Here is a 23035-nt window from a genome sequence, read left to right as displayed (position 1 = left end):
TCCCTTATACGTGAGTGCAACGCCTTCTTTTTTTGTACCGGAGTTATCGAAAGGCGATACATCAATGTCCAGTGGGATGAGCGTGTGTTCGCCGGCAATGAGCCCGCTTACCGGAGCCTTTACGTTGCGAATTAGATTGGCGGATTCCTGCAGCAGGATTTCATTCCAATTGGCGTCCATCGTTTGAGCGGCGGCATCCAATCGTTGACGGAGTGTCGGGCTTGATGGTACCTTGCGGATGCCGAGGCACGTTTGAAACACGACGTCTTTGCGAAAGGGCTCGATATGGTCGAAGTCGCTTTTGCCTTGACAAAGTAAGCCGAGATAGCTGGTCATGACATCGCCGTTGCCGTGAATCGGATGCTCCATTCCCTTCACGACGGAGCGATTCAGACGTTGTGGCAATTGTGTATGGGAAAGCAGCGCACCGACCGAAGCCAGGCCCGCATGGGTTGTTAAGAGGATTTCCTTAGATTGGGTGAATTGGATCTTCATATATAGCACCTCTCAGGTGAATTTAGATAATCGCTTGTTATCTTTAATATTCGCCATCAGAGATGTGATTTCCTTCGTTTTTCTAGCTTTTTATTTAAGTTGCTTCACGGATTAAGGGTTAAGGTTAATTGTATATAATTAACATTTAGTTAATCTGCAGAATTGATTGACTGCGAAACTTGTAACTGCCTTTCCGCATGAATTAATCCTCCAAAAATGAATTATTTCACAACACTACGGTTGCATAAAACCTGAAATGTTAGAAGGCAGGATATTCAGATAATTGTTTTTCGGCGCAAAAGGAAAAATGCCAAATACCGCTTAAAGGTAGCATGTCCATTGAGTTTAATTATACAAATATGTTCACTTATGTGAGGTTCTCAGCTGCCGCCATCAAGTTTCGTTGTTAGTTCGTTGTCGGCCTTTTGACGGTCGACTTGACTTTTTCTTAAGTTGCATGAACCACCCACTGCATGGTTGCCATAACAACTTGGTCAACCAGCGAGTCAACTGCAATAAACTATGCTTGATTTTCATGTCCAATCCTTCTGCAGCGAATAGCGGTCAAATGCAGCGAAATCGATGTAACCACGATTAAAGACGCAGGTAACACCAGGTACATGAACGAGTTCATTCATTTGGGTACGATCATTTTTCTTGGCCACCGTTATCGTAGTCTGATTTATGGACAGGTCTACCACTCCTATCTATTGTAAAGGATTTTTTCATGCTTGAATCCTGATATAAATTAAAAGTTTGTATATTCAGATAAAATTATTGCAACGCAAGTAACTCTCAAGCAAAATGGTATTCTACTAATGTGAACAATGAAGAGAAACAATAAAGAACAATCAGGTGGTGTGAACGTGGATATTCAGATCGAAGCGTTAAATAAAGTCTACAGTGGGGAAAAACAGGCCCTATGTGAAGTGAATTTAAAGATAGGTGTAGGTATGTTTGGATTGCTAGGACCAAACGGAGCAGGAAAGAGCACACTGATGCAAATCTTGGCAACGATTATTCCACCGACAAACGGGAGAGTTCAGATGGGTTCCTTAATACTAGGTAGAGACGATCATCAAATTCGACAGTGCTTAGGGTACCTGCCACAAACTTCACGATTCTTTGATAAATTAACCGGTGAGGAATTTCTTCATTACATCGCCCTTTTAAAAGGAATAAAATCGGCGAAGGACCGCCGTGCGACAGTCTGCAGCCTTTTAGAAAAAGTGAATTTACAGCAACAAGCCAAACAAAGATTAAAAACATACTCTGGGGGAATGAAACAACGAATTGGTATTGCACAAGCTCTTCTTGGCAATCCCCAAATCATTATTGTTGACGAACCTACTGCTGGTCTTGACCCCGAAGAACGTATAAGGTTTCGAGAATTGTTGGAGGATTTAGGTCAAGACCGGACTATCATTTTATCCACTCATATCGTAGCCGATATTGAAGCTAGTTGTCAGTCGCTTGCTATATTGGATCGAGGAAAAATTGTATTTTATGGATCAATAAAAAACCTTCTTTCCAAAGTAGAAGACCAAGTTTGGACAGCAATAATCCCCGAGAGTGACTATCTGTGGAGTAGGAATCGAACTTCTCTCGTTAGCCGCCGGAAAATGGTTTCTGGGGATTTCGAAGTACGAATGATTGCTGAGCGATGTCCGTATCCGGGGGCACAACTTGCTATGCCAAACCTTGAGGATGCCTATTTATACTTTACAAGAGGTGAGGCTGGTGAATGAGTGGCTTGGGCATTTCAAAACGGAATGGAAGCAACTAACACGAGGTGCTTTCTTTTGGATATTATTATTGGTTGGAGGACTCCATGCTTGGCTTGTACATTCAATCAATCAATGGACTACTCATGTCGGCTATTATTTGCAGCAATTTGAATTTATGTACCTGGGTGCTCTCGCCATATTAGCTGTTTTATCAGGTGTTTATGGTGCAAGAAACGATCAAACAGTTGGCGAAGCACAGCTCATGGCAAGCATCCCTTACCATTCCATTAAAAGATGGTCTGCCCAAATCACTGTCTACCTCATTCCGTTTACAATTTTTACATGTATTCCGGTATGCATCTACCTTTGGAAAAGAGCCATGCTATTTCCCGATACCAGTTTATATCCTCTTTGGTTCTTATTATCTTCACTCATTCCGATGTTTTACAGCCTAGCATTAGGATGGATTCTTGGCGGTCTCCTAAAAAAAAGAATAGGATATTTTCTTGGTTTCCTATTATTTTTTCTACACATTTATGGTGGCCTATTGTTGCTTACTCCACTTTTACCCTTGTCTGCTCGTTTGATTCCGAATTTCTTGCTCTTTGATTATCAATCGATGGGCTATTTTAATGACATGTTCGGATTTTCAAGGGAATTTTCCTTTTGGATGCATCGTGGTTTTTATTTGACTGTTGCATGTGCTCTCTTCCTATTTATTGTACAAACGATAGCGAGGAAAAGACGCGAACCAGGGACTCGTGCCCAACAGGCAGCGTTACTGATACTTTGCATTCTTGCAGTTGGTTTCGTGACAGGGCATCTGTTGTTGAAGAAATCTCAAGATTCTAATGGAGCAGTTGTAGAACGTTATATTAACCCTAATCAGAAACAGGAAATGGAGGAGCAGAATGCAAAACCGACCTTGATTTACGACTTGGATATGAAGCCCTTGCTCAGTGGTAATATCCTTGTTCGGGCTCGCATTCAGTTTCCTGAAGAAAATTCAATCGCTTCCTTTGCTTTCAAACTTAATGAGGCTTATAACGTTACTGAAGTTCTAGCAAACGAGAATCCTGTGCCTTTTACCAGAAGTGGAAATGAAATTCGACTGGATTTAAAGAATCAACGTTTCTCTACAATTTTGATTAATTATGAGGGGAATCCGGCTGATTATAAATTAACGAACAACAGCACAATGACTCCAATGCACTTTGCGGATAAGCGGAACGTGAATTTACCAACGAGTCAAGAATGGTTTCCGTTACCTTTATCTGTTAAGGCCATGCCAAAGAGAGTAACCGTCCATTTCCCAGATACGATACATCTATACAGCAACTATCGTACTATCGAGCGGACAAAGACCAATCATGTCCAGACTATAGAATTTGAACCCGTTAATGCTTATGAATCAGGGTTTAATTTATGGGGAGGACCATTAAGGGAAACGATTGTAGAGTCGGAAAAGACGAGTACAAAAGTGATAGCGAATGAATTAGTTGATCCTCAGTATGCCTATGAGATCACCTCACTTTTTCAAGCTGGGAAAAATTTATTATTACAATTGCTCCCTCAACAGAAAATGAACAAGTTGGATACAATCATTCCTGTCGATTGGATTCATACGTCATCGCATGACATAAAGATGACTGGCGAAGGCTTTATTGAAGTTCCATCTTACTTACTGGATGGATTGTATCCAGATAGCGAAGTCACTCAAAAGATCATTACATTCTGGAGCGACACATATGGTTTACTGGATGGACCAATCGACCCTCAAGATAAAAAACGTTTCATCATCGTACTGTCTGCGTATCTCTTAAAACAAGCGAATAAGCCTATGCCAATAGATTCGGGTGAAAAAACGCTTATTAATCAGATTCAATCCAATAATGAACAACAGAATCTGAATTTCCTAAAAACCATGTATACGCAGCTATTGAGTTAAGGTAATTATTGAAGACGAAATTGGAAAAGGAGGAGGAGGTATTCATGGGCCGAATCATGCTGGAAGTGAAGTTATTTTGGTCTTCATTAATAAACGCCTCGATTTTTCTAATTTTTTGCCAAGTTTTCGCCGTTATCATCCTGCAACCTTGGCATTTTGTACCGTTCATTCAACCGATCCATGTTCAACTCATTTATGAATATGTTTTCCCTCTTGTTGTTGTTTTCTTGATGTCGCCGTTATTTACCGCAGAGACCAGCAAGGAAACAAGCGGATGGTTTATGTCACTTCCATACCGCAGCATTGCCTATTTCGTTGCCAGATGGTTGCTCAGTTTATGTATGATCTTTGCACTTTTTTTAGGCAGTATTTTGGTTATTCATGTATGGGTGCTTCCAATCCCCTTTCTGTCGTTTTCATTTCATGTACTTCCTCCAGCATTATGGCTTGGCCATTTAGCCCTTTTAGTCAGTTTGATCGGCAGATCATATGTTGCCGGACTTGGAGCCGCCTTATTTTACTGGGTAACAGAGTCTCTGACCAGTGGAGCAATAACCAACACGTTTTATTTATTTTCAAAATATACTTCTTCGGATCCTGAGTTTGCTTTGAGTCGATATCTATTCATTTTCTGCAGTATTGGAGCTGTTATCTTTGCTCTCTTGCTCTTCTGTCAACGCCATTATTATTCTAGTCGAACATGATGCGTTCGATGCGGCTACCGGCGAGGTGCTGTTCGGGGGCTTCGTGACCGAGGATGTCGGACGCGGGATGACGGAACAGGTTGACCCCGATTATAGAGGAATGCAGGTATGGCCCAGCGAAGATGTAAAAGGCCCGGTATCCTTCGGCTTAATGACGGCCAGGGGCGAGCTTATTGATGCTAAGGCGCCGAGCACCAATATGAACATCAAGTGGGCGGCGAATATGACGACACAGATCATTAGCGGCACCTTCGATTCGCCCGTGGCAATTACCTCGGGCTGATCAAAAATAGAGGAGGTATTTTCAAATGAAAGAAGTATTGCTCTGTTACCCCGAAGGCCGGTTCAAGGCCTTGACGATGAGCTACGACGACGGTCGCATGGCGGACAAACGCTTGATTGAAATTTGGAACAAACACGGTTTGAAAGGCACCTGTCATATCAACTCTGGACTGCTCGGGACGAAGGATCGCATTCCCGCAGAGGAGATCGCCTCGGTCTACGAGGGGCATGAAGTGTCGGCGCATACGGTGCGTCATCCGACGATCGCCCGATGTCCGAACGAGCTGATGGTGCATGAGGTTATCGAGGATCGCAAGGCGCTCGAGCGCCTGACCGGCTATACCGTGCGCGGCATGTCCTATCCGAATGGCTCTTACAACGCGCGGCTAAAGGAGATGCTCCCGGGTCTTGGCATTGAATACGCCAGGGTCGTATCGACGACAGGCGGCTTCGACTTGCCGAGGGACTATCTGGAGTGGCAAGCAACCTGCCATCACAATCAGAAGCTGATGGAGCATGCGGAACGATTCGTCGATCTGCATAAGTCGCAATATCTGTACCTCATGTACGTCTGGGGCCACAGCTATGAATTCGATAACGACAACAACTGGGTGCTGATGGAGCGCTTCAGCGCCTTCGTCGGCGGACGCGACGACATTTGGTACGCAACCAATATTCAGATCGTCGACTATCTCAAAGCGTACGAGCAGTTAAAGTTTTCGGCAAGCCTGGATTTCGTCTACAACGCCTCCGCGCTTGACGTATGGCTCAGCGTGGATAAGGCTATAGTGAAAATCGAAAGCGGTTGTACGGTGAAGCTTTAGCGGCCGAGCTTGCGATGATTGATGCACGCTTCCAACGGATAGAACAAATTACTTCGTCTCGAAACAGGAGAAGCGCTTGTGCAGCCAGCGAACACTCAAGCGAAGCCACTGCGCTGCATCATCGTCGACGAATCGACGAAAGCCGCTGGCAGTGTGCGGCTTGGCGAGGGAGAGGCCGTGAGCCCCCGACTCGAACAGATGACTCTCGAAGGGAATATCATGAGCTTCAAGCGCCGACAATAGGCGGAGCGAATGCACAATTGGCACAAGCTTGTCATTCCTGGTCGAAAACAGGAACACCGGCGGCGTCGCCGAAGTAACCCTTTCGTCCAGACTCGGAATCCTTGTTGCGTAATTTTCGCCGGATTTATCCAGAATAACGGGATATGCAAGAATTAGCGCATCGGGCTTGCAAGCGCCAATTGTACCAAGCGCCGCTGCCAAATGTCCACCTGCAGAGAAGCCGACAACTGCAATCTGGTTCGAAATCAGCTTCCATCGTTCACCGTTATCTCGCAGAAGGGAGAGCGCCTGCTGGGCGTCCTCCAATGGATGCGGCCATGCAGCATGCTCCGCAACCGAGTAGCGCAGCACGAACGCGTTGAAGCCTTCAGCCAGATAAGCAACAGCAATCGGCTCCGCCTCACGATCGGAGCAGCCGTAATAGCCGCCGCCGGGAAAGATGAGGACAGACGGGCGTGCATCGGCATTTGCGAGTTCGTGCGAGCTGTCCAATCCGTAGCGCGTCAATGCAACATTTCGTTGCTCATTTAAGATAATCGTTTCGATAATCATTACGTTTTGAGGCTCCTTCGTCAATAATTTTATGGACAACCGCTTACATCGCAAACCACTTGAAATTCGCCGCCTGCAGGAAAATGTAGCGAATCACCGTTCGGAAGCTCTATCTCGATAGGAATGCCGTGTGGACCTTCCCCATCCAAATGGAATATTCCATCATCCAAATGCCAATCGACCGAAACCAATCCGTGCTTGGTGGCAACCTTGCCTCTCGCCCACCTCAAATTCAACATTTTTGGAGCAATCCGAATAACCGCAAAGCCAGGCGCTCTCGGCTGCACGCCGAGAATTTCGCCGGGATACTCGGACAAGGGCAACGCACTCCAAGCGTGGCAATCACTGCGCGGACTGCCATGAGCAATTTCCGGCAGAGTGGTCAAATTCAATTTCAATAAGGATCTCCAGCGGTCCCATAATAGAATCGAACGCTCATACATACGGATTTTGGCTAACACGCGAAACAACGCGTACGACATAGGCAATGAGACAATGGCTAACGATGCATCCCCGAGCATACGATCAATCAAGCTTTTCGCCGCTTCTCCTTGAACGGCTCCGCAAGCGACTCCCCATATTTGGGCATGCTGGCTAAACTCGTCTATATTCGGTCCATCGGCGAACATTCCTCGTTCTTCGTGCCAGCAATGTCGAATCAATGCGGCATTCACTTGCTTGGCAAGCGTGTCAGCCTCCGAAGCCGCATCTCTCCAACCTGTCGCCTCGAACAATTCAGCCGCTTGCTGCAGGGCAGCCGAATAAAGCTGACTGAGCAAGGTAACCGGGCCGTGTTCACGCGCTTGCGGGGCTCCGCCAGGCCATTGCTCTACCCAATCGAAATAGCTCCAGTACGCGCGCGGCGTTGGCCCGACCAACTTCTCCGGAGTCAGCCGCTGTTCGAACCAATTCAGCAAGCCTGCCATAGTATGACGATAGCGTCGGAGCAATGCCAAATCTCCAAAATGCATATAATGATCATGCAGCATATCAATCCAGAACAAAGAGAAAGAAGGAATGACTTGCGGGTATTCCGACGGATAACGGCACTGCAGCATTCCCGAAGGCAACGCCGAACTGTGGTAGTCATGCAATGCCCGACGAGCCAGCCGATCATCCGCGCTCAACCCGTAGGTAAACAGCATCTGCAAACGAGTGTCCATTGTATATTGAAGCTGCTCGTAGTAAGGGCAATCCTCGTACGTCTCGTGCATACAATTCCGCAATGTTCGAACGGATAACGCCCATAATTGGTTGGCGCCGGTATCCGAGCATTGGAATTCTGCTTGCACGTCCAGCGGATAGCCGGTGTCCCGGAATCGTATACAAACAAGCTCCAATGGCTCGTCATTCGTCTCAATTTCCAATCGGACAAACCGAAAGGTGCGGAACCAGAACGGTTCATACACCTCTTCGACTTGCCTTTTCCTTCCGATGCCTGCGACCCGATAATAGTCGTTATCGCCGACTAGCTTCCCATCGACAGCTTTGTCACGCACTTCTTTTAACCGCTTATCGGGTTGGGATTCCAAGGGTTCATAGCATTCTGAAGCGAGCAAGCGAACTTCGCTGCCTCCTCCAGCCCGCATGTCTATACGCAGATAACCGGTTGATAATTCCCCAGCATCCAGCTCTACCCAAAATTTTGTTCGAGGCACGATCGTCAATGTACCGTTATTGTCCGGATCCAACAAGGAGGAAAGCGAGCTGGCTGAATAGCCTTCTTCGCATCGGGATACAGCAGTGAATCCTTTATCCTTTTCAAAAAGCATCGGAATAGGACGGGCAGTCAGCTGCCAGGGAGTCAATTCTCCGAAGCGATTGCTCGTTGCGCATATTACGACGGCTGGCTTCCAGGAATGATCGTCATAGTCCAGAGATGTCCAGCCGTGCGACATCCTCGTTCCGTCGACCGTTTCGCAGCCGCCCAGCCATTGAATCAATGGGTTAGCCTGCATGCTGTAGCCCGCTTCAAACCTGCACCTCCAGTGTTCATCCGTATCTAAACGTTGTTCGAGCCTGCCCGGTTCCTGCACGGCGCCTTCCAGCAAGAACGCTCCTGTATTGGAGCGGTGGACCGAGATCGGTCCACTCCTCCCAATGCGATGCGGGTTGCTTGCCGCATAATGCAATACCTTGGCCGCAAGCACATTGTCACCGCTGCGCAGCTTTCCGCTAAGATCAATCGATTCGTAATAATGGCTGAACGAATCGCCCTTGCATGGCCCCACGGAGACTGATTCTCCGTTTAAGTACAAACGATAGCGACTGTCTGCCGATACATTCACATGCAGCTTCGCCTCGGCGGGATCCCCGACCCCAAAGGAACGGCGAAACAAAACCATCTCATGCGCTCCTGGGTCGGATGTCCAAGGGTAATCCGATTGCCAGATCCATTGGGCGCGCCAATCTTTGTTTTCCTCCATACAGCCTACTCTCCTTAAACCTCCGAAGCATTATTGCTGTGCTTCGCTTTCGATTTCAATATAGTCCATGTGTATCCACCCGTAATCCCCATAGTCATGCAGCAATTCAATCGTGTTTGAACCGGCATTCAGCGCTATAGTTCCGACGTCAAGCGTCGTCCACGCCCAGTCGGTATTCGAGAACGTTATTTTTTGCTTATCGCCATTAACAACTACACTATTCGGCTTATCGTTCCCAGCAGCGTATCGGATCAACAATTGATAGGTGCCGGCATCCTGTGTATAGACGGAGAATGTGACACTGTCGCCGGCAACATTAAACGAGGAAGCATCCACATATCCGCTGCCGGAATAAGCTGCTGCCGACGAAGCAACAGATACACCGGTTAGTGCCCCATCCTCTGCTTCATAATGTCCGTTCGTCGTTACGCTGATTTCATTGCTTGCATCGGATAGATTGCCTGCTCCGTTCACCGCTTTAACCGTATACGTATAGGTCGTACCGGAAGCAAGCCCTGTGTCCTCGTACGCCAATACATTTCCTTCCACCTGTCCAACCCATTCGTTGTTCCTGTATACGCTATAGCTTACGGTACTGCCATTATCCAAGCCTGCATCCCATGACAAGACCACCGATGAAGCCGTCGTTTCAGTGACCTCCAAATGACTGGGAGTCGGAGGCTTGGGTTGAATCGGCGCTCTGACCAGCACAACATCATCCAGATAGGATGGATTTCCCGTATCCGTCCCTTTCCAGAAAAACACGCTTGTTGTTCCAGGCTTCATATAGCTCGGCGTGGTGAACACAGCCTGCCTCCATGCAAACGCATCTGAATTGAAAAAATTCACAGTATGCTGCTCATTTGTCCCGATCTCATCCGTGTTATACTGGATGCCGAATGAATAGCTTTCTCCTGTGACGGAGTTAAAGCCATTAGCCGACACGATATAAGTGGTATTCGGATCGAGCTCGAAAAATTGTCCGCCCCCTTGACTATTCACTTCGAGTGCGTAGGCGCCGTTATGATAAACAGCGTTTGTGACTGTAGACGCGCCTGAGCCGCCCCAAATTTGCCAGGAGCTTGTTGTCCCGTTTTCAAAACCAGCGTTAAGAGCCAGATTCGCTTCTTTCTTAAGTCTTATATCATCCAGATAAAACTTGCCTGTTCCTGTTCCTTTCCACACAAAAACATTTGCGGTGCCTGCTTTAATGTAAGCTGGCGTGGTAAAGACCACTTGACCGGATGTATAGTCGGTAGACGAGAAATTGACTATGCTCTTTTCCGTCGTTCCGGCATCATCCCTATCGTACTGAATGCCGAACGAGTACGTATCCCCGGCAGTCTCATTTTTACCGAAAGCCGATAACACGTAAGTTGTGTTGGGTTGAAGACTCACGTAGTACCCCCCGCCGCTATGGCTGATCTCCAGAGCATTCGAACCGTTGTGCACATCCGCGGCTGTCGATGTAACGGCTCCCACATCGGTTCCTCCCCAAAACTGCCACTTTGCGGTTGTGCCGCTCTCAAATCCCGGATCGAGCACCAGGTTCGACTCTTTCTTGAGTGTGATATCGTCAAGATAAAATTCATCCGCGCCTGTGCCTTTGAACACAAAGACATTGGCAGAACCAGCTTCTATGTTGTCCGGTGTCGTGAAGATAAACTCCCCTAATGTGTAATCGGTTGAAGTGAAATTAATCGTATGCTTTTCCTGAGTGCCCGCACTGTCAATGGCATACTGAACACCGAAGGAGAACAAATCTCCCGCTGTGGCAGTTTTGCCGTAGGCGGACAAGACGTAAGTTGTATTCGGTTCCAGATCGAGATAATAGCCCCCGCCATTGTAAGCAACCTCCAACGCATAAGATCCGCTGTGCACATCTGCAGTGTTCGAAGTGATTGTTGCCGTATCGGGTCCTCCCCAGAACTGCCAGTTCGCCGCTGTACCGCTTTCAAATCCCGAATTCAAGACAAGATTCACATTCTCTGCGTTCGATTCCAATTGGATGAGCTTAAATGTTTTGTCATTCTCATGGTTTAAATCATCGTTTTTATAATCTACGCTGACTGCAAGCGCGAAATCTTTCGTTTGGGTTATCAAATAGTCCTGCAAGGTAAAGGTATGACTTCCTCCTGCCGGAATGGAGACCGTATCCCCAACATATTTCGCTCGTACGCCATTCACATAAAAGTTTATGGTCGTCCAGTTGTACGGACTTGCCGTATCGCCCTGATTCATCACACTGACATCGATATTCACGCGATCTCCGTAGTTCACTTGACTCTGACTTAGGGAAATCGATACAGGAACCAAATCAAAGCCGGAGATTCCCGGGCTTCCGCCTATCAGTTCAAGCGTTCGTTCGTTATTGCCGCTATCGTCGTCACTGCCGTACGTACTTCCCGCTGAATCGATTTCAGCCGTAACCGTCAGATTGGAAGACGGGGCTTCAATGCCATCAGATACAATAGAAGCTGCTCCAAACCTCGGGATAGTTCCGCTAAATTCACCCGATGCAACGATCTGACCTCCCAATAGAAAATTCACTTTAACCGTTCCGTTAATTTCGAAATCACCCGTGTTCAATAAGGTTGCAGCAAACCGAATTTCATCTCCCTGGGCTACCCTGGCTTCATCCGGCACGACTTCCGTAATGGACAAATCATTTTTATCGAAGTCCGGAACTTGTCCATGCGCGTAGTCCCATACCTTGTCCCCGAACCATGTCAGGTTTGTTGGCTTGTCGCCGTTTATTTTGTCGACGCCATAACCCCCGCCGTCATCCGTCGCGGTGAGATGTCCGTCTCCATTAACCCAGCACCATGTCAACCAACCGATTCCTTTGTTTGCGCTTACAAGTATAGCGGCTTTGACGGCAGAATAAAGCTTGTTCGTCGTCGCGTTGCTGCTGAATTCTCCAATTATAATGGCAAGACCTTTCGCATGCACCTGGTCGATATAATCCCCGAATCTCTCAACTGTGCCGTTCCAGTACCCATACATATGCACGCTGAAGATGACATTCGTATTGCCCTGAATGATACCTTGACCATAGGTCAGGATGCTGCTCCCCGCTTCTGTCACGTTGGCTGTTCCGCCAGAATTGTCTTGCCCCGAGTAGCCGCCGTCAACCACGATGACGTTATCCGGAGCCTCCGTCCTTATTGCGGATATTAAATCCCTTGCAATAGATTCATATTGCGAACTGGGAGCTCCGCCCGGTTCATTGTACAGATTGAACCAGACATAAGGATTGTCATGATACTCCGCGGCAATATCCACCCACCAATCCTCCAACTCCGTCAAGGTAGCCGCGTTCGGATCACTCGGATTATCGGACGGTATTCCGTTCGTAAAATCGTGAATCTCTAACATCACAACAATATGCCGACTCGTAAATTCGTCAATGATCTGATCCAGGTCATTATTCGTCGTAAACGCAGGTAAGCCTGGCAAAGGCTTCAAGTAGTTATTAACCCGAACCATATTGAAATTCCAGACATCATCTATCAAATCCGCGTCTTGTGTATCTTCCCTTGACCAAACCCAATTCATGCCGTTAATATTCGTTCCTCTGGCGATATATTCATTGCCGTCAGGATCATAAATCTTCGTGCCGATAACCTGAAACTGTCCGTTAGGTGTGACGTCTGCCGCCTCCACCGTCCAGGATGACGGAATAACGGCACTCATCGCCATTGCCGTCATGATCATCATGCATAATAGCTTCATGCCCTTTTGAATCTTCATCTTTAGCCCCTCCCGGAATATGTCCAGCAAGATGTTTTGCTGGACATGATACGTTGCCAAATCGTTCGATGTCGCCTTAGCTCTTTTACTCTTTCACACTGCCGAGAACGATGCCTTTAATGAAAAAACGTTGAAGAAATGGATAAACTAGCAGAATCGGAAGCGTACCGATGAAGATTTGCGCAGCCTTGGCAGTCCGATCCGATACCTCTTGCAAGCTCGCCAAATCATTCGCATCAACCTCCGTCAGTTGACTCTGAACCACGATGGTCTGCAGATAGGTCGACAATGGATAATGCTCCGTCCTGTTCATGTAGATCAGCCCGTCAAACCAGGAATTCCAGTTAAATACGATCGTAAACAATGTCACGGTCGCCAGCACCGGCAGAGATAGAGGAACGATGATGCGCCAACAGATTGTAAAGTGGCCTGCCCCATCCATCATCGCTGATTCTTCCAATTCCTTGGGCAATCCGCGAAAAAAATTCAGCATCAATACGATATTGAAAATATTCGATCCCGTTCCCCATGTCGGGAAGATAAGCGCCCAAATCGAATCCAATAAGCCGGTATTGCGCACAGTCATATACAATGGAATAAGTCCGCCGCTGAACAGCATGGTGAATACGAAAAACCAGGCAAGCACTGTCCGCATACGAAATGCTCTAACTTCCTTGGACAAGGGATACGCGACCATAATAATCAAAATCAGATTGAGCGTAACGCCAACAACGACGCGCTGTAAGGTGACGCCCATCGAGGTTAGAAATTGCGGCTTGCTTAAGACGAAGTTATAGGATGAGAATGTCATATCTACCGGCCAGAAGCTGACCATGCCTGTTGTGGCTGCACTGCTTGAGCTGAAGGATAAGGCCAGGACGTGAACGAGCGGCAACAAACATAAAATCGACAAAAGCGTTAAAAAAGTGTAGTTAAAGGAAACGAATAACTTCCGACTGGTTGACATCTTATACACGATTATTCGTCCCTCTCTTTAAAAAATTCGGTAATTGGCAAGGCGATATGCCAGTAAATACGATACGGAAATAAAGCAAAATGAAATGACGGATTTAAACAATCCGACCGCGGTGGAAACCGAGTATTGCGCCTCCACCAAGCCAATTCGATATATCATCGTATCAATGATATCTCCGCTCTCATAGACAACAGGGCTGTATAGATTGAACACTTGATCAAAGCCGGCATTCAAGATTTGCCCCAAGCTAAGCGTCGTCATCAGAACAATAATCGGCGTCAAGCCCGGCAGCGTCACAAACAAGGTCTGTTTCCACCGATTGGCTCCGTCTATTACCGCAGCCTCGTACAAGGAAGGATTAATATTGGTTAACGCGGCCAGATAGACAATCGTGCTAAATCCAAATTCCTTCCATTCATTCGATATGACAAGGGTGTAAGGAAACCAATCGTTGTTGCCAAGGAAATAAATAGGTTCTCCGCCGAACTGCTTGATGATCTGATTGATCAGACCTTGCGATGGCGACATCATATCTATCAAGATCCCGCCGAGAATAACCCATGACATAAAATGCGGCAAATAAACAAGCGTTTGGATCCCGCGCTTAAACCCGTTTTTGCCAACTTCGTTCAATAACAATGCAATGAAAATCGGCACAATCAATCCAACAATCATCTTCATAGCCGAGATGAACACAGTGTTCCAGACAACCTGTCCGATATTCGGCATGACAGCAATATACCTGAAATTGTCCAACCCGACCCACTCCGAGCCGAACCATCCCCGAGCAGGCATAAAATCCTGGAAAGCCATCGCAATGCCGGCCATGGGGACATAAGCAAATATCAATACAAGGACAACCCCAGGCAAGATCATCAAGTATAACGGCATTTCACGCTTCCATCTGCCCAGTCTCATTCAGTATTCCTCCAGTTCTTGTTGCAAATGGAAAGGCGGCAATCCGCCTTCCCAACCCTACATACATCATTCAGCCATTATTGAGCTGCGTACCACTCGTTAACTTCCTTCGTTATATCCGACCCGCCCAGTTTATTCCAATTTTCGGTAAAATTATCGAATTCTTCTACAGATGCATCACCCATAATAATCTTTGTGAGAACTTCAAGCGTCATCTTATCCAGACTGGATTGCTTGGACCCCATCGTTTCTGTCGGCGCTCCGAAAAACTCATTATTTTGAAGCAGATTCTGATCCACGAATTGATTCAATACGTTTTGCGAGCTGACTGGGCCAAACACTCTTTCCCATTGCCACTGGCTGTTGTCGCCGTTTCGGAATTTGAGAATACTGTCATAGGTTGCTTTTAGGCCCTCGTCAAGGTTTGACGGATCTCCGTTCTCCAGAGCCGCAGTAATTTTCACTTGAGATTCTTGGTTTCCGCCCAAAGCCGGCCTGATTTGAGCCAAGGCCGGTTTAAACACTTCAATACCGTCCGGTGTTGTTAAGTACTTGGTCGTTTCTTTATTCGGTCCATATATTTTTTCTGCAAAGAAGCTAGCCAATTTTGCCAATGCTTCTGGATGCTCGTAGCCTTTTCGCACGACGGTATATTTAATAATCGGGAATTTAATTTGAGCGTTTGTCAGTTGTCCCTCCATATCCATAATCGGGAAGGCCTTCCAGTCCATCTCCGGATCCTGGGTTTTAGCCGCTTGCAAGGGGGAGATCGGCGCCCACTGCGCTCCGAAAAACATGCCGATTTTATCCGCCAGTTCTCCTTCCTTGTTTGGATCCTTAACGCCGAATTCCGGATCGATCACCCCCATCTTATAGAGCTTTTGCAATTCGACGAGCGCTGTTTTCATAGCCGGTTGAACGGTGCCGAAGACAAGTTGTCCCGTTGTCTGATCCTTCACCCAAATATTCGGATAAGCGTGAAACGCATTGAAAAAGCCTTGAAGACCAGCCCAACCATCCCATAAATTTTTATGAATTGCCATCCCGTACGTATCTTTCTTGCCATTCTCATCCGGATCCTGGGTTGTGAATGCTTCCGCGATAGCCAGCACATCTTCCATCGATTGCGGCTCGGACAAGCCGAGCTTTGTTAACCAATCGGTTCGAATCCACAAGACATGAGCAGTATCAACCGCTCCAGTCGTTTGCGGAATCGCATACAGCTTTCCGTCAAAGGTGGCGGACTGCATCGCGTGTCCTCCGTCCTCGAGCACCATATTTTGGGCGAATTCCGTTGCATTGGTTTCCCATGCTGAAGTAAGATCCGCAAGCTGTCCCGCATCCACCAGTTTTTTCAATTGAGTGGCATTAACGTCGAATACATCAGGCAGATCGCCAGAAGCGATGGCCACATTCAATTTCTCATCATACTGAGAGGATGCAACCGACCAATCATTGGTGAGGTTGATTCCCAATTCTTCCAGATAGCCTTTGGTCCAGACATTGTTGTCCAGATTCTCTCCATCCACATATTTCCACGTGTTATCAACCGATCTTGACGTGGACAGATTGATCGGAGGATCGTACTTGGCCATTGGCTCTGCTGATGCAGTCCCTCCATTGGCATCTGATCCGTTATTGTCGGAAGCGGAGTTGTCCTCCCCCTTGCCGGCAGTTTCAACAGGATTTTGCCCGCCCGTGTTAGTCGAGTTATTGTTGTTGCTTGCACAAGCGGACAAAATCAATAAACTGACTAGACCAAACGTCAATATCGTTATGCTTAATTTTCGCAATTTCATGGTGTTGCCCCCTTCATATGGTTCGGGATCCCTTGGTTCTCATTATAGAAGAGCCCTGTCCTGCCAATCTACTGTACGTCTTTTACATTCTCTATCCTTTGTTTACTAGATGGAGGCAATAAAAATAGTCCGGTGCACCGCTGCACGGGACTATTATCACGCAAAGTGAGTGAACCTATCCTTATTTTTCGATAACGCCGTCCCGATATTCCTGAGGTGTCAAGCCCGTCTGTTTTTTGAAAAAGCGATACAAATAGGGCTCAGATAAAAAACCGAGTGCCGGGGCAATCGCGCTGATCTTGACGTGTTTGTCTCCCAGCATCTCCTTTGCCTTCTTCAAACGGACTTCCACGATATAATCGGATAAACCTTGTCCTGTATATTGCTTGTAATACCGAGATAGATAAGACGGATTATAACCGACTACCTCGCCGAGACGGGTGAGCGACAAATCATCCGCCAAATGCGATTCGACATATCTCTGCAGCACAGAAATCGTTTTTTCCGTTTCATCTCGCTCCCCTTCCCGCTTGATTTCAAAAAGTCGCTCGCCAAACGTTTGAAAGCAGCGACATACCTCTGCCCAATCGCTTAAAGGATTCAATGTCTGCAATCGGGACCATTCCGTTTCAAGTCCACTCTGCCTCTGGACGCCCCATTGATTCATGCAGGACGTGAATAAAGCGCTAAACCGATAATAAGCCTCGAGGCGATAATGACCGATGCCGTCGGAATAATAGGAAATCGTCGACATGAGCAACTGATACTGCCCAAAAAAATCCTCTTTTCTGCCTGCCTCAAGCATCATCCGCAAATCGTCGATTCGATTGACCGCGACACGAACCGTATGCTCGTCCTGACTATTTTTGCGCTTGGCGGCATCCGTCTCCTTCTTTAGAACCAGCAGCCGTTTGTCATCCTCAAGCACTCCCCTGCTCATCTGCAACGTCAACGCTTCGAACTGTTCCGGTACCCCGCTCCATTCCACTCCTTCACTTGCAGCCGCCAGAGAAATGGACAGCTTCAGCAGACGTTCGCAGTTGTCCTGCAATTGTTCCAACGTACCGAGCACGAAACGGGCAGTGCGATCCCATTTCAATTCATCCGACTGAATCAAACAGATCAGATGATGGCGATCATGTACAAAGCAATGACACTTGGCCGATTCTGACAGCAATTCGTTTGCAATATTGCCAACAGCATACATAAGCAAGGAACGATCGGCCGGCCGATAGCTCTGGTTCCATTGCGTCACAGCTCCAATTACCAGCATGACCGGCATCTCTGCATCCAGATCAAGATCCAGTTCACTGAATTGATTGTTAAGATGATCCAGCGAGCCAGCCTCGCCCTGCATGACTTCCCACAGTAGCTCCTTTTGCAGTACAGGAGCAGCCAGACGTAGTTGTTGCTTCGCCTGCGCAATGACTGAATCCACGTCCCATTCCTTTTGAATTTCAGTAACGGCCTTTTCTACAGCCCGAACAATACTCTCGTCGCCATCCGTTTTGAGTAGATAATCCACGCTGTTATTGCGGATGGCTTCTTGAATATAAGTAAAGTCGTCGAATCCGGTCAGAAAAATGATTTTGCAGCGCGGCCACTGCTTTATCATTTCACGTTGAAGCTCCAGACCGTTCATGCCGGGCATTCGAATGTCCAACAATGCAATATCCATCTTGGTTCTATTCATCCAATCCAGTGCTTCTGCAGCGGAGAACGCTCGGTATATTTCAAGCGCCAGTGAAGGGGCGTCCTCCATTAAATGAGCCAACCCCTCCACGATAAGAGGTTCATTATCTACAATCAACAGTCTGTACATCGGTTATTCCTCCTGCTGCTTCAATGGAATGATCAAATCGACCAGCATACCCCCAAGATCAGCGCTTCTGCCCAACTCCACGCCGCCTTCTTCTCCAAATTTCAATTTCAATCTACGATGAACGTTAACCAAACCTGTAACTTCCTCGTTTTGACCCGAATACGACAATTGATTGTTAAGACGCTTAATCGTTTCATCGCTTAAAGCATCTCCGTTGTCCTCGATTCTAATCACCAACAATTCGGAATTGTGTTTATACTGAATGCGGAGATGGCCTTGCCCGACCCTGTCCTCAAGCGAATGCTGATAAGCGTTCTCCAGAATCGGCTGCAGGATTAGCCTTGGAACGTTGATTCCGGAAAATTTTTCGGGTAATTCCTCAAATTCCACCTCGATCTTTGAACCAAAACGCATGGATTGAATATCCGCGTAAATGCGTGAATGCCCTACTTCTTGCGTCAGCTTAACCTCATCCAAAGCCGTTCGCGTCATGAAACGGAAATATTCTCCTAAGTAAGCTGTCATTCGTTTGACGCTCTCCAAGTCGGGAATTTGTGCCATTCGACGAAGAATGAAGAAGCTGTTGTACAAGAAGTGCGGATTAATCTGCGATTGCAATTGCTTTAGTTCGGATTGCTGCGATCGCAGCTGCTGCTCGTAGACCTCCTGAATTAAATGCTGAAGACGGCTGGTCATCTGATTGAACTGACGATACAAGAACTTGAATTCATCCTTTGTATATCCGGTTATTCGAATATCCAATTTGCCTCGCTCCACTTGACGGAATGCCTTGAGCAGTCCCCTTAAGGGACGATGAATAATTCGGTAGATCCAATATGAACAAAATAGAATAACGACAATGGTGAGCAGAACTTGATACAAATACCAGACTCTGTATTTCTCCAGTTGACTCAGGGCTTCCCGTTTCGGCAGACCGATCACGACTGCAGCGTTTAACAATTCGGACCGCTGAAGGGTAACAAAGTAGCTCTCACCGTCAGCATCGCGAATAATTCCTTGACTGCTCTTCATTCCCTGACGCTCCGGTTGCCACATAAATTCGTTTAGATTCCCGGCAAGCTGTTCTCCACCGCTGCTCACAACTTTCCATTTGCCGCCCCCATCCATAAGCATCGCTCCTCCTCCGCTGGAAGGCAATGTCCGTTTTAATTGTTCTTTGATCTTCTCAACTGAAAGCTCGATTTCCATTGCAAATCCAACAGAGTATGGAGGTTGATCCAGATCGGGATAGACCTGGGCCATTACTAGCTTGTCCTGCATAAGGAACAAGGTGTCCCGATTATTCTGTGCCTGAATCATTGCTGTCACTTCGCTTTCATCCATCATTCCATAAACATTATCGGTGGAAATCGTGCGGTTGAGCATGGGGAAATAGACTTTCACTTCTTCAACATAAAGGCTGGACGTCTTCACTAAATCCAGACGATCCTGCACGCGAAGTATGGATTGCGTTTGTTCAAACGGACTCATTGAAGTAGCCAGGTCGGAAAGCTTCTGAAAGTCAAAATCTTCAATATAGGATTGTTTGAGATCGATGATTTTTTGCAATTCGGCTTCGAGCGATCCCAAATAATACTGCACATTGGAATCCATGGATTGAGAGATATTGGTTTGCACTGTATGAGAACTGGAATTCAGTATGCCAAGGCTTAATCCAAAAAGCGGGAGGAGTCCTAACAAAAAAATGAGAACCAGCTTGGGCCAAATCCCAAATGTCATATTTGCTGGAAATCGAACCATCCCTCTCGCACCTCCATATATACGCATTCATAATTAGCCCCCGCCCGAGAACGAGGGCTTGCGGGTCCAATATTCGTTTCTTCCGCCAGCTTCAATTGAGGAAGCGGCTGGACTCGGTGGCTTCAAGCGCCATACGAATAACAACCGCGGTCAACGGCTCAAGCGTGATGCTATCGCCCGCGAGCCGGAAGCCGCTCGTAGCTGCAATGGCGCTAGTTCCTGACTGACCACCGTCGGCCACAACCTCGCCGCCGCTCAGATCGACGGGCAGCGTCAGCCTTCTCTCCCGCGAATCCGCGTTAACGAACACATAGTAGGCGCCCGAGCCGTCCGTCGACTGGCAGCGATACGCGATAACAAGATCGAAGCTGCCGATCTCCGGCACATCCAGCAGCGTCACGTTGCGGTCGATCGTCTCCTTGTCGCCCAGCCGGAAGGCGTTGGTCGACTTCCGGAGCGCAATCAAGCCTGCAGTATAAGCCCGGGTGCGCGCGCACTCGGGATGCGCAGCCGCATCCGTCGCCTTGCCCCAGTCAAATTTATTGACGGCATCCGATGACGCGTAGGAGTTATGCACGAAGTGACCAATTGTCTCTCCATGCTGGTTATGCAGCGGATGCGTATGAGGAGCAGAGACATCCCTCCACGGCTTCGTGCGTCCGTATTCCTGGCCAGCCTGCATAAATATCGTTCCCTGCGCCGTGAAGAGCAGCACATGGCCGAGTCTCATGCGCCGGTGAATTTGCCGCTGTGCTTCGTCATCTTCGGGGTTCACCCTCAGCGTTACGGCAATCACGTCATGCAGCGTCAAATTGTCATGCGCCTCGAGGTACTGCACCATATCCCCCGGCGCGTCGGCGGGCGTATTGCCCGGCTGCGCCTTCAGATTGCGGAATAGCGTCGCGATCTCCCGCGCCCCGCCCGTCAAGAAACGCGGCTGTCCCTCGCTGCCAAAGCCGCTCTTCAGCTCGTTGCGGAATTCGTCGGAGAAGACTCCCACATCGTCGGTCTCACTCATCCAATCCTGATCCGCGCCTTGTCCGGCCAGAGCCGGCTCTCCGAGATGCCCGCCGAAGGTGCGCCAGCCCTCGCCAATGAACAGCGGATTCGGATGAATCGCGGCAGCCGCATCGTAAGCGCGCTGCACAGCCCCGCGCGTCGCGTCTCCCATCATGTCCCAGCGCATGCCGTCGATCCGGTATTCCTCGAACCAATATTTGACCGAATCGATCATCAGCTTCTCCGCCATGGCATGATTCGTCGCCAGATTGCAGCCGAAGCCTCCCAGCAGTTCCCCGCTTGCGTCCCGATAAAAGTAATAGCCGGGCACAATATCCTCGAGCAGCCACGGCTTCGCCATATGCGTATAGACGACATCGAGAATGACACCCATGCCCGCGGCGTGAATGGCAGCGATCAGCTCCTTCAGCTCTCTCACGCGAAGCTCCGGATCCCGCGCATTCTCGGAATACGCCCCGTCAGGCGAGAAGTAGCCATGCGGATCATAGCCCCAGTTATATTGATTATTTTCGGTGGAGGGCTGCAGCTCCCTCGCATCCATCGACGCTTCGTCGCCGTAATACCAGGCCATGACGGGCAGCAGTTGAACATGAGTCACGCCCAGAGAGCAAATATAGTCCAGCTTGTCGATGAACGCCTTGAACGTGCCCCATCTTGCCCGCAAATCCCCTTCTATAGCGGGATCGGATGTGAAATCACGGACATGCGTCTCATAGATGATTGCGTCATCACGGCGCGCATACCCATTAATGCGGGCATCGGGCCAGCCGCCCTCCGGCTCCGTCCGCCCCGGGTCGATAATCGCCGCTTTGCCGACGGCGTCGCGGCCCGCGCCAAGCGGGAAGCCCGCAGGGCTCATGCGGAACTCCGCCATCGACTTCGCATAGGGGTCCAGCACTTTGCGCGTTGTTTGCCCGTGCGTCACTTCATATTGATAATAGTAGCCTCTCATATCGTCGACATTCAGATGCTCAGGCTCGATTTCCACATGCCACACACCCTGCTCGCCACGCGTCAAAGTCATGCTTCCGACTTCTCGCTCCGCGTGATCCTTGTCGTACAGAAAGACCGCAACCTCGTCCGCGATCGGCGCCCACAGCTTCAACGTCGCCCTGCCGTTGTCATACACACAGCCCAGGTCATCTCCGTCGTAGAAGCTCTCCGCATCCAATTGCTCCCATGAGACTCCTTTGATCGTCGGTCCCAGCATGCTTTCATGACGCTCTATTACACGCTTGCCTGAAGCATGATCATAGAAAATAAACGTAACCTCCTTGGGTTCGGCCAGCTTGAACCGCTTGTTGCCGCCCCCTCGTTCCCCGTCCGCGCCGTAATTCTCGTCCCAGCTGCCGTTTATTGTAATCTTATATTCGTATTGTCCGGGGGTCAGCTTTACTTTCAGCATATGCATGCCGTCCCCGATGTTGATCATTCGGAAGGGTTCCGCGTCCGGAGACCAGTTGCTTGCGAGTCCGGCCTGCGTGCGAAAATTGCCGCTGACGTAGGCGGTTCTGTCCGTATGGGAATTGAAATGCCGATGTTTGTCCATTTGCATGATCGACTGCATGAACCTCACAACCTTTTTAAGTAGAATAGTAGTCTAGGTGATTTTGCTAGTACTATACCATACAGTATGCCGCCTTTTCAGAGGTTCTATAACCGTATGACCAGCAAGAGAGCATCCTCTCTCTATCATTGCGAAACAGTATATTTTGCTATCTATTAAATAGAATCGTCATTTCGTCATGCTTAGTTTAGCCAGTCCATTTTCTGAAAAATACCCCA

Annotated in this window: 15 protein-coding genes; 5 read left to right on the top strand and 10 right to left on the bottom strand. The window is 48.2% G+C overall.

Features of this window, described 5'->3' with window-relative positions; translation table 11 throughout:
• Positions 1 to 495: transposase family protein (locus HFP08_RS12495; protein WP_481856565.1), on the bottom strand; the 495-nt coding region annotated here is incomplete at its 3' end.
• 866 nt (positions 496 to 1361) lie between these two features.
• Here HFP08_RS12495 and HFP08_RS12490 point away from each other — a divergent pair.
• From HFP08_RS12490 to HFP08_RS12470, 5 genes are read left to right on the top strand one after another with little or no spacing between them, the layout of a single operon-like run.
• A complete protein-coding gene (locus HFP08_RS12490; protein ID WP_168120927.1) occupies positions 1362 to 2243 on the top strand; it encodes an ABC transporter ATP-binding protein in 882 nt (293 codons plus the stop codon).
• A complete protein-coding gene (locus tag HFP08_RS12485; RefSeq protein WP_168120926.1) occupies positions 2236 to 4170 on the top strand; it encodes a hypothetical protein in 1935 nt (644 codons plus the stop codon). The genes HFP08_RS12490 and HFP08_RS12485 overlap by 8 nt, the downstream gene beginning before the upstream one ends.
• A gap of 44 nt (positions 4171 to 4214) precedes the next feature.
• Entirely contained in the window at positions 4215 to 4874 is a 660-nt protein-coding gene (locus tag HFP08_RS12480; RefSeq protein ID WP_168120925.1) for a hypothetical protein, read from the top strand.
• Entirely contained in the window at positions 4825 to 5157 is a 333-nt protein-coding gene (locus tag HFP08_RS12475; protein WP_168120924.1) for a rhamnogalacturonan lyase family protein, read from the top strand. Before HFP08_RS12480 ends, HFP08_RS12475 begins: the two co-directional genes overlap by 50 nt.
• 25 nt (positions 5158 to 5182) lie before the next feature.
• Positions 5183 to 5980 carry a polysaccharide deacetylase family protein gene (locus HFP08_RS12470; RefSeq protein ID WP_168120923.1) on the top strand — a complete coding sequence of 266 codons (798 nt, stop codon included), beginning with the start codon at positions 5183 to 5185 and terminating at the stop codon, positions 5978 to 5980.
• Positions 5981 to 6028: 48 nt separating this feature from the next.
• Here the strand turns inward: HFP08_RS12470 and HFP08_RS12465 are convergent, their stop codons facing one another.
• The 9 genes from HFP08_RS12465 to HFP08_RS12425 all read right to left on the bottom strand — a co-directional run bounded on the left by HFP08_RS12465 (position 6029) and on the right by HFP08_RS12425 (position 22817).
• Complete coding sequence (locus HFP08_RS12465; RefSeq protein WP_168120922.1) at positions 6029 to 6775, bottom strand: alpha/beta hydrolase; 747 nt, start codon at positions 6773 to 6775, stop codon at positions 6029 to 6031.
• Positions 6776 to 6804: 29 nt separating this feature from the next.
• The gene (locus HFP08_RS12460; protein WP_168120921.1) at positions 6805 to 9201 is read right to left on the bottom strand and encodes an alpha-L-rhamnosidase-related protein; all 2397 of its coding nucleotides are present in this window, start codon (positions 9199 to 9201) and stop codon (positions 6805 to 6807) included.
• Positions 9202 to 9231: 30 nt separating this feature from the next.
• Positions 9232 to 12954 carry a cellulase family glycosylhydrolase gene (locus tag HFP08_RS12455; protein WP_168120920.1) on the bottom strand — a complete coding sequence of 1241 codons (3723 nt, stop codon included), beginning with the start codon at positions 12952 to 12954 and terminating at the stop codon, positions 9232 to 9234.
• Positions 12955 to 13039: 85 nt separating this feature from the next.
• Entirely contained in the window at positions 13040 to 13933 is an 894-nt protein-coding gene (locus HFP08_RS12450; RefSeq protein ID WP_481856567.1) for a carbohydrate ABC transporter permease, read from the bottom strand.
• 15 nt (positions 13934 to 13948) lie between these two features.
• A complete protein-coding gene (locus HFP08_RS12445; RefSeq protein WP_168120919.1) occupies positions 13949 to 14848 on the bottom strand; it encodes an ABC transporter permease in 900 nt (299 codons plus the stop codon).
• A gap of 77 nt (positions 14849 to 14925) precedes the next feature.
• Positions 14926 to 16647, bottom strand: coding sequence for an extracellular solute-binding protein (locus tag HFP08_RS12440; RefSeq protein WP_168120918.1), 1722 nt, complete (start codon positions 16645 to 16647; stop codon positions 14926 to 14928).
• 181 nt (positions 16648 to 16828) lie between these two features.
• A complete protein-coding gene (locus tag HFP08_RS12435; protein WP_168120917.1) occupies positions 16829 to 18469 on the bottom strand; it encodes a response regulator transcription factor in 1641 nt (546 codons plus the stop codon).
• A 3-nt stretch (positions 18470 to 18472) separates the two neighbouring features.
• Positions 18473 to 20107 carry a sensor histidine kinase gene (locus HFP08_RS12430; RefSeq protein WP_168120916.1) on the bottom strand — a complete coding sequence of 545 codons (1635 nt, stop codon included), beginning with the start codon at positions 20105 to 20107 and terminating at the stop codon, positions 18473 to 18475.
• A 214-nt stretch (positions 20108 to 20321) separates the two neighbouring features.
• The gene (locus HFP08_RS12425) at positions 20322 to 22817 is read right to left on the bottom strand and encodes a pullulanase X25 domain-containing protein (RefSeq protein WP_168120915.1); all 2496 of its coding nucleotides are present in this window, start codon (positions 22815 to 22817) and stop codon (positions 20322 to 20324) included.
• Between the last annotated feature and the right edge of the window lie 218 nt (positions 22818 to 23035).

The organism is Paenibacillus sp. HB172176 (genome assembly GCF_011947265.1).
GTDB lineage: Bacteria > Bacillota > Bacilli > Paenibacillales > Paenibacillaceae > Pristimantibacillus.
This window is presented reverse-complemented; position numbering and strand designations above follow the sequence as displayed.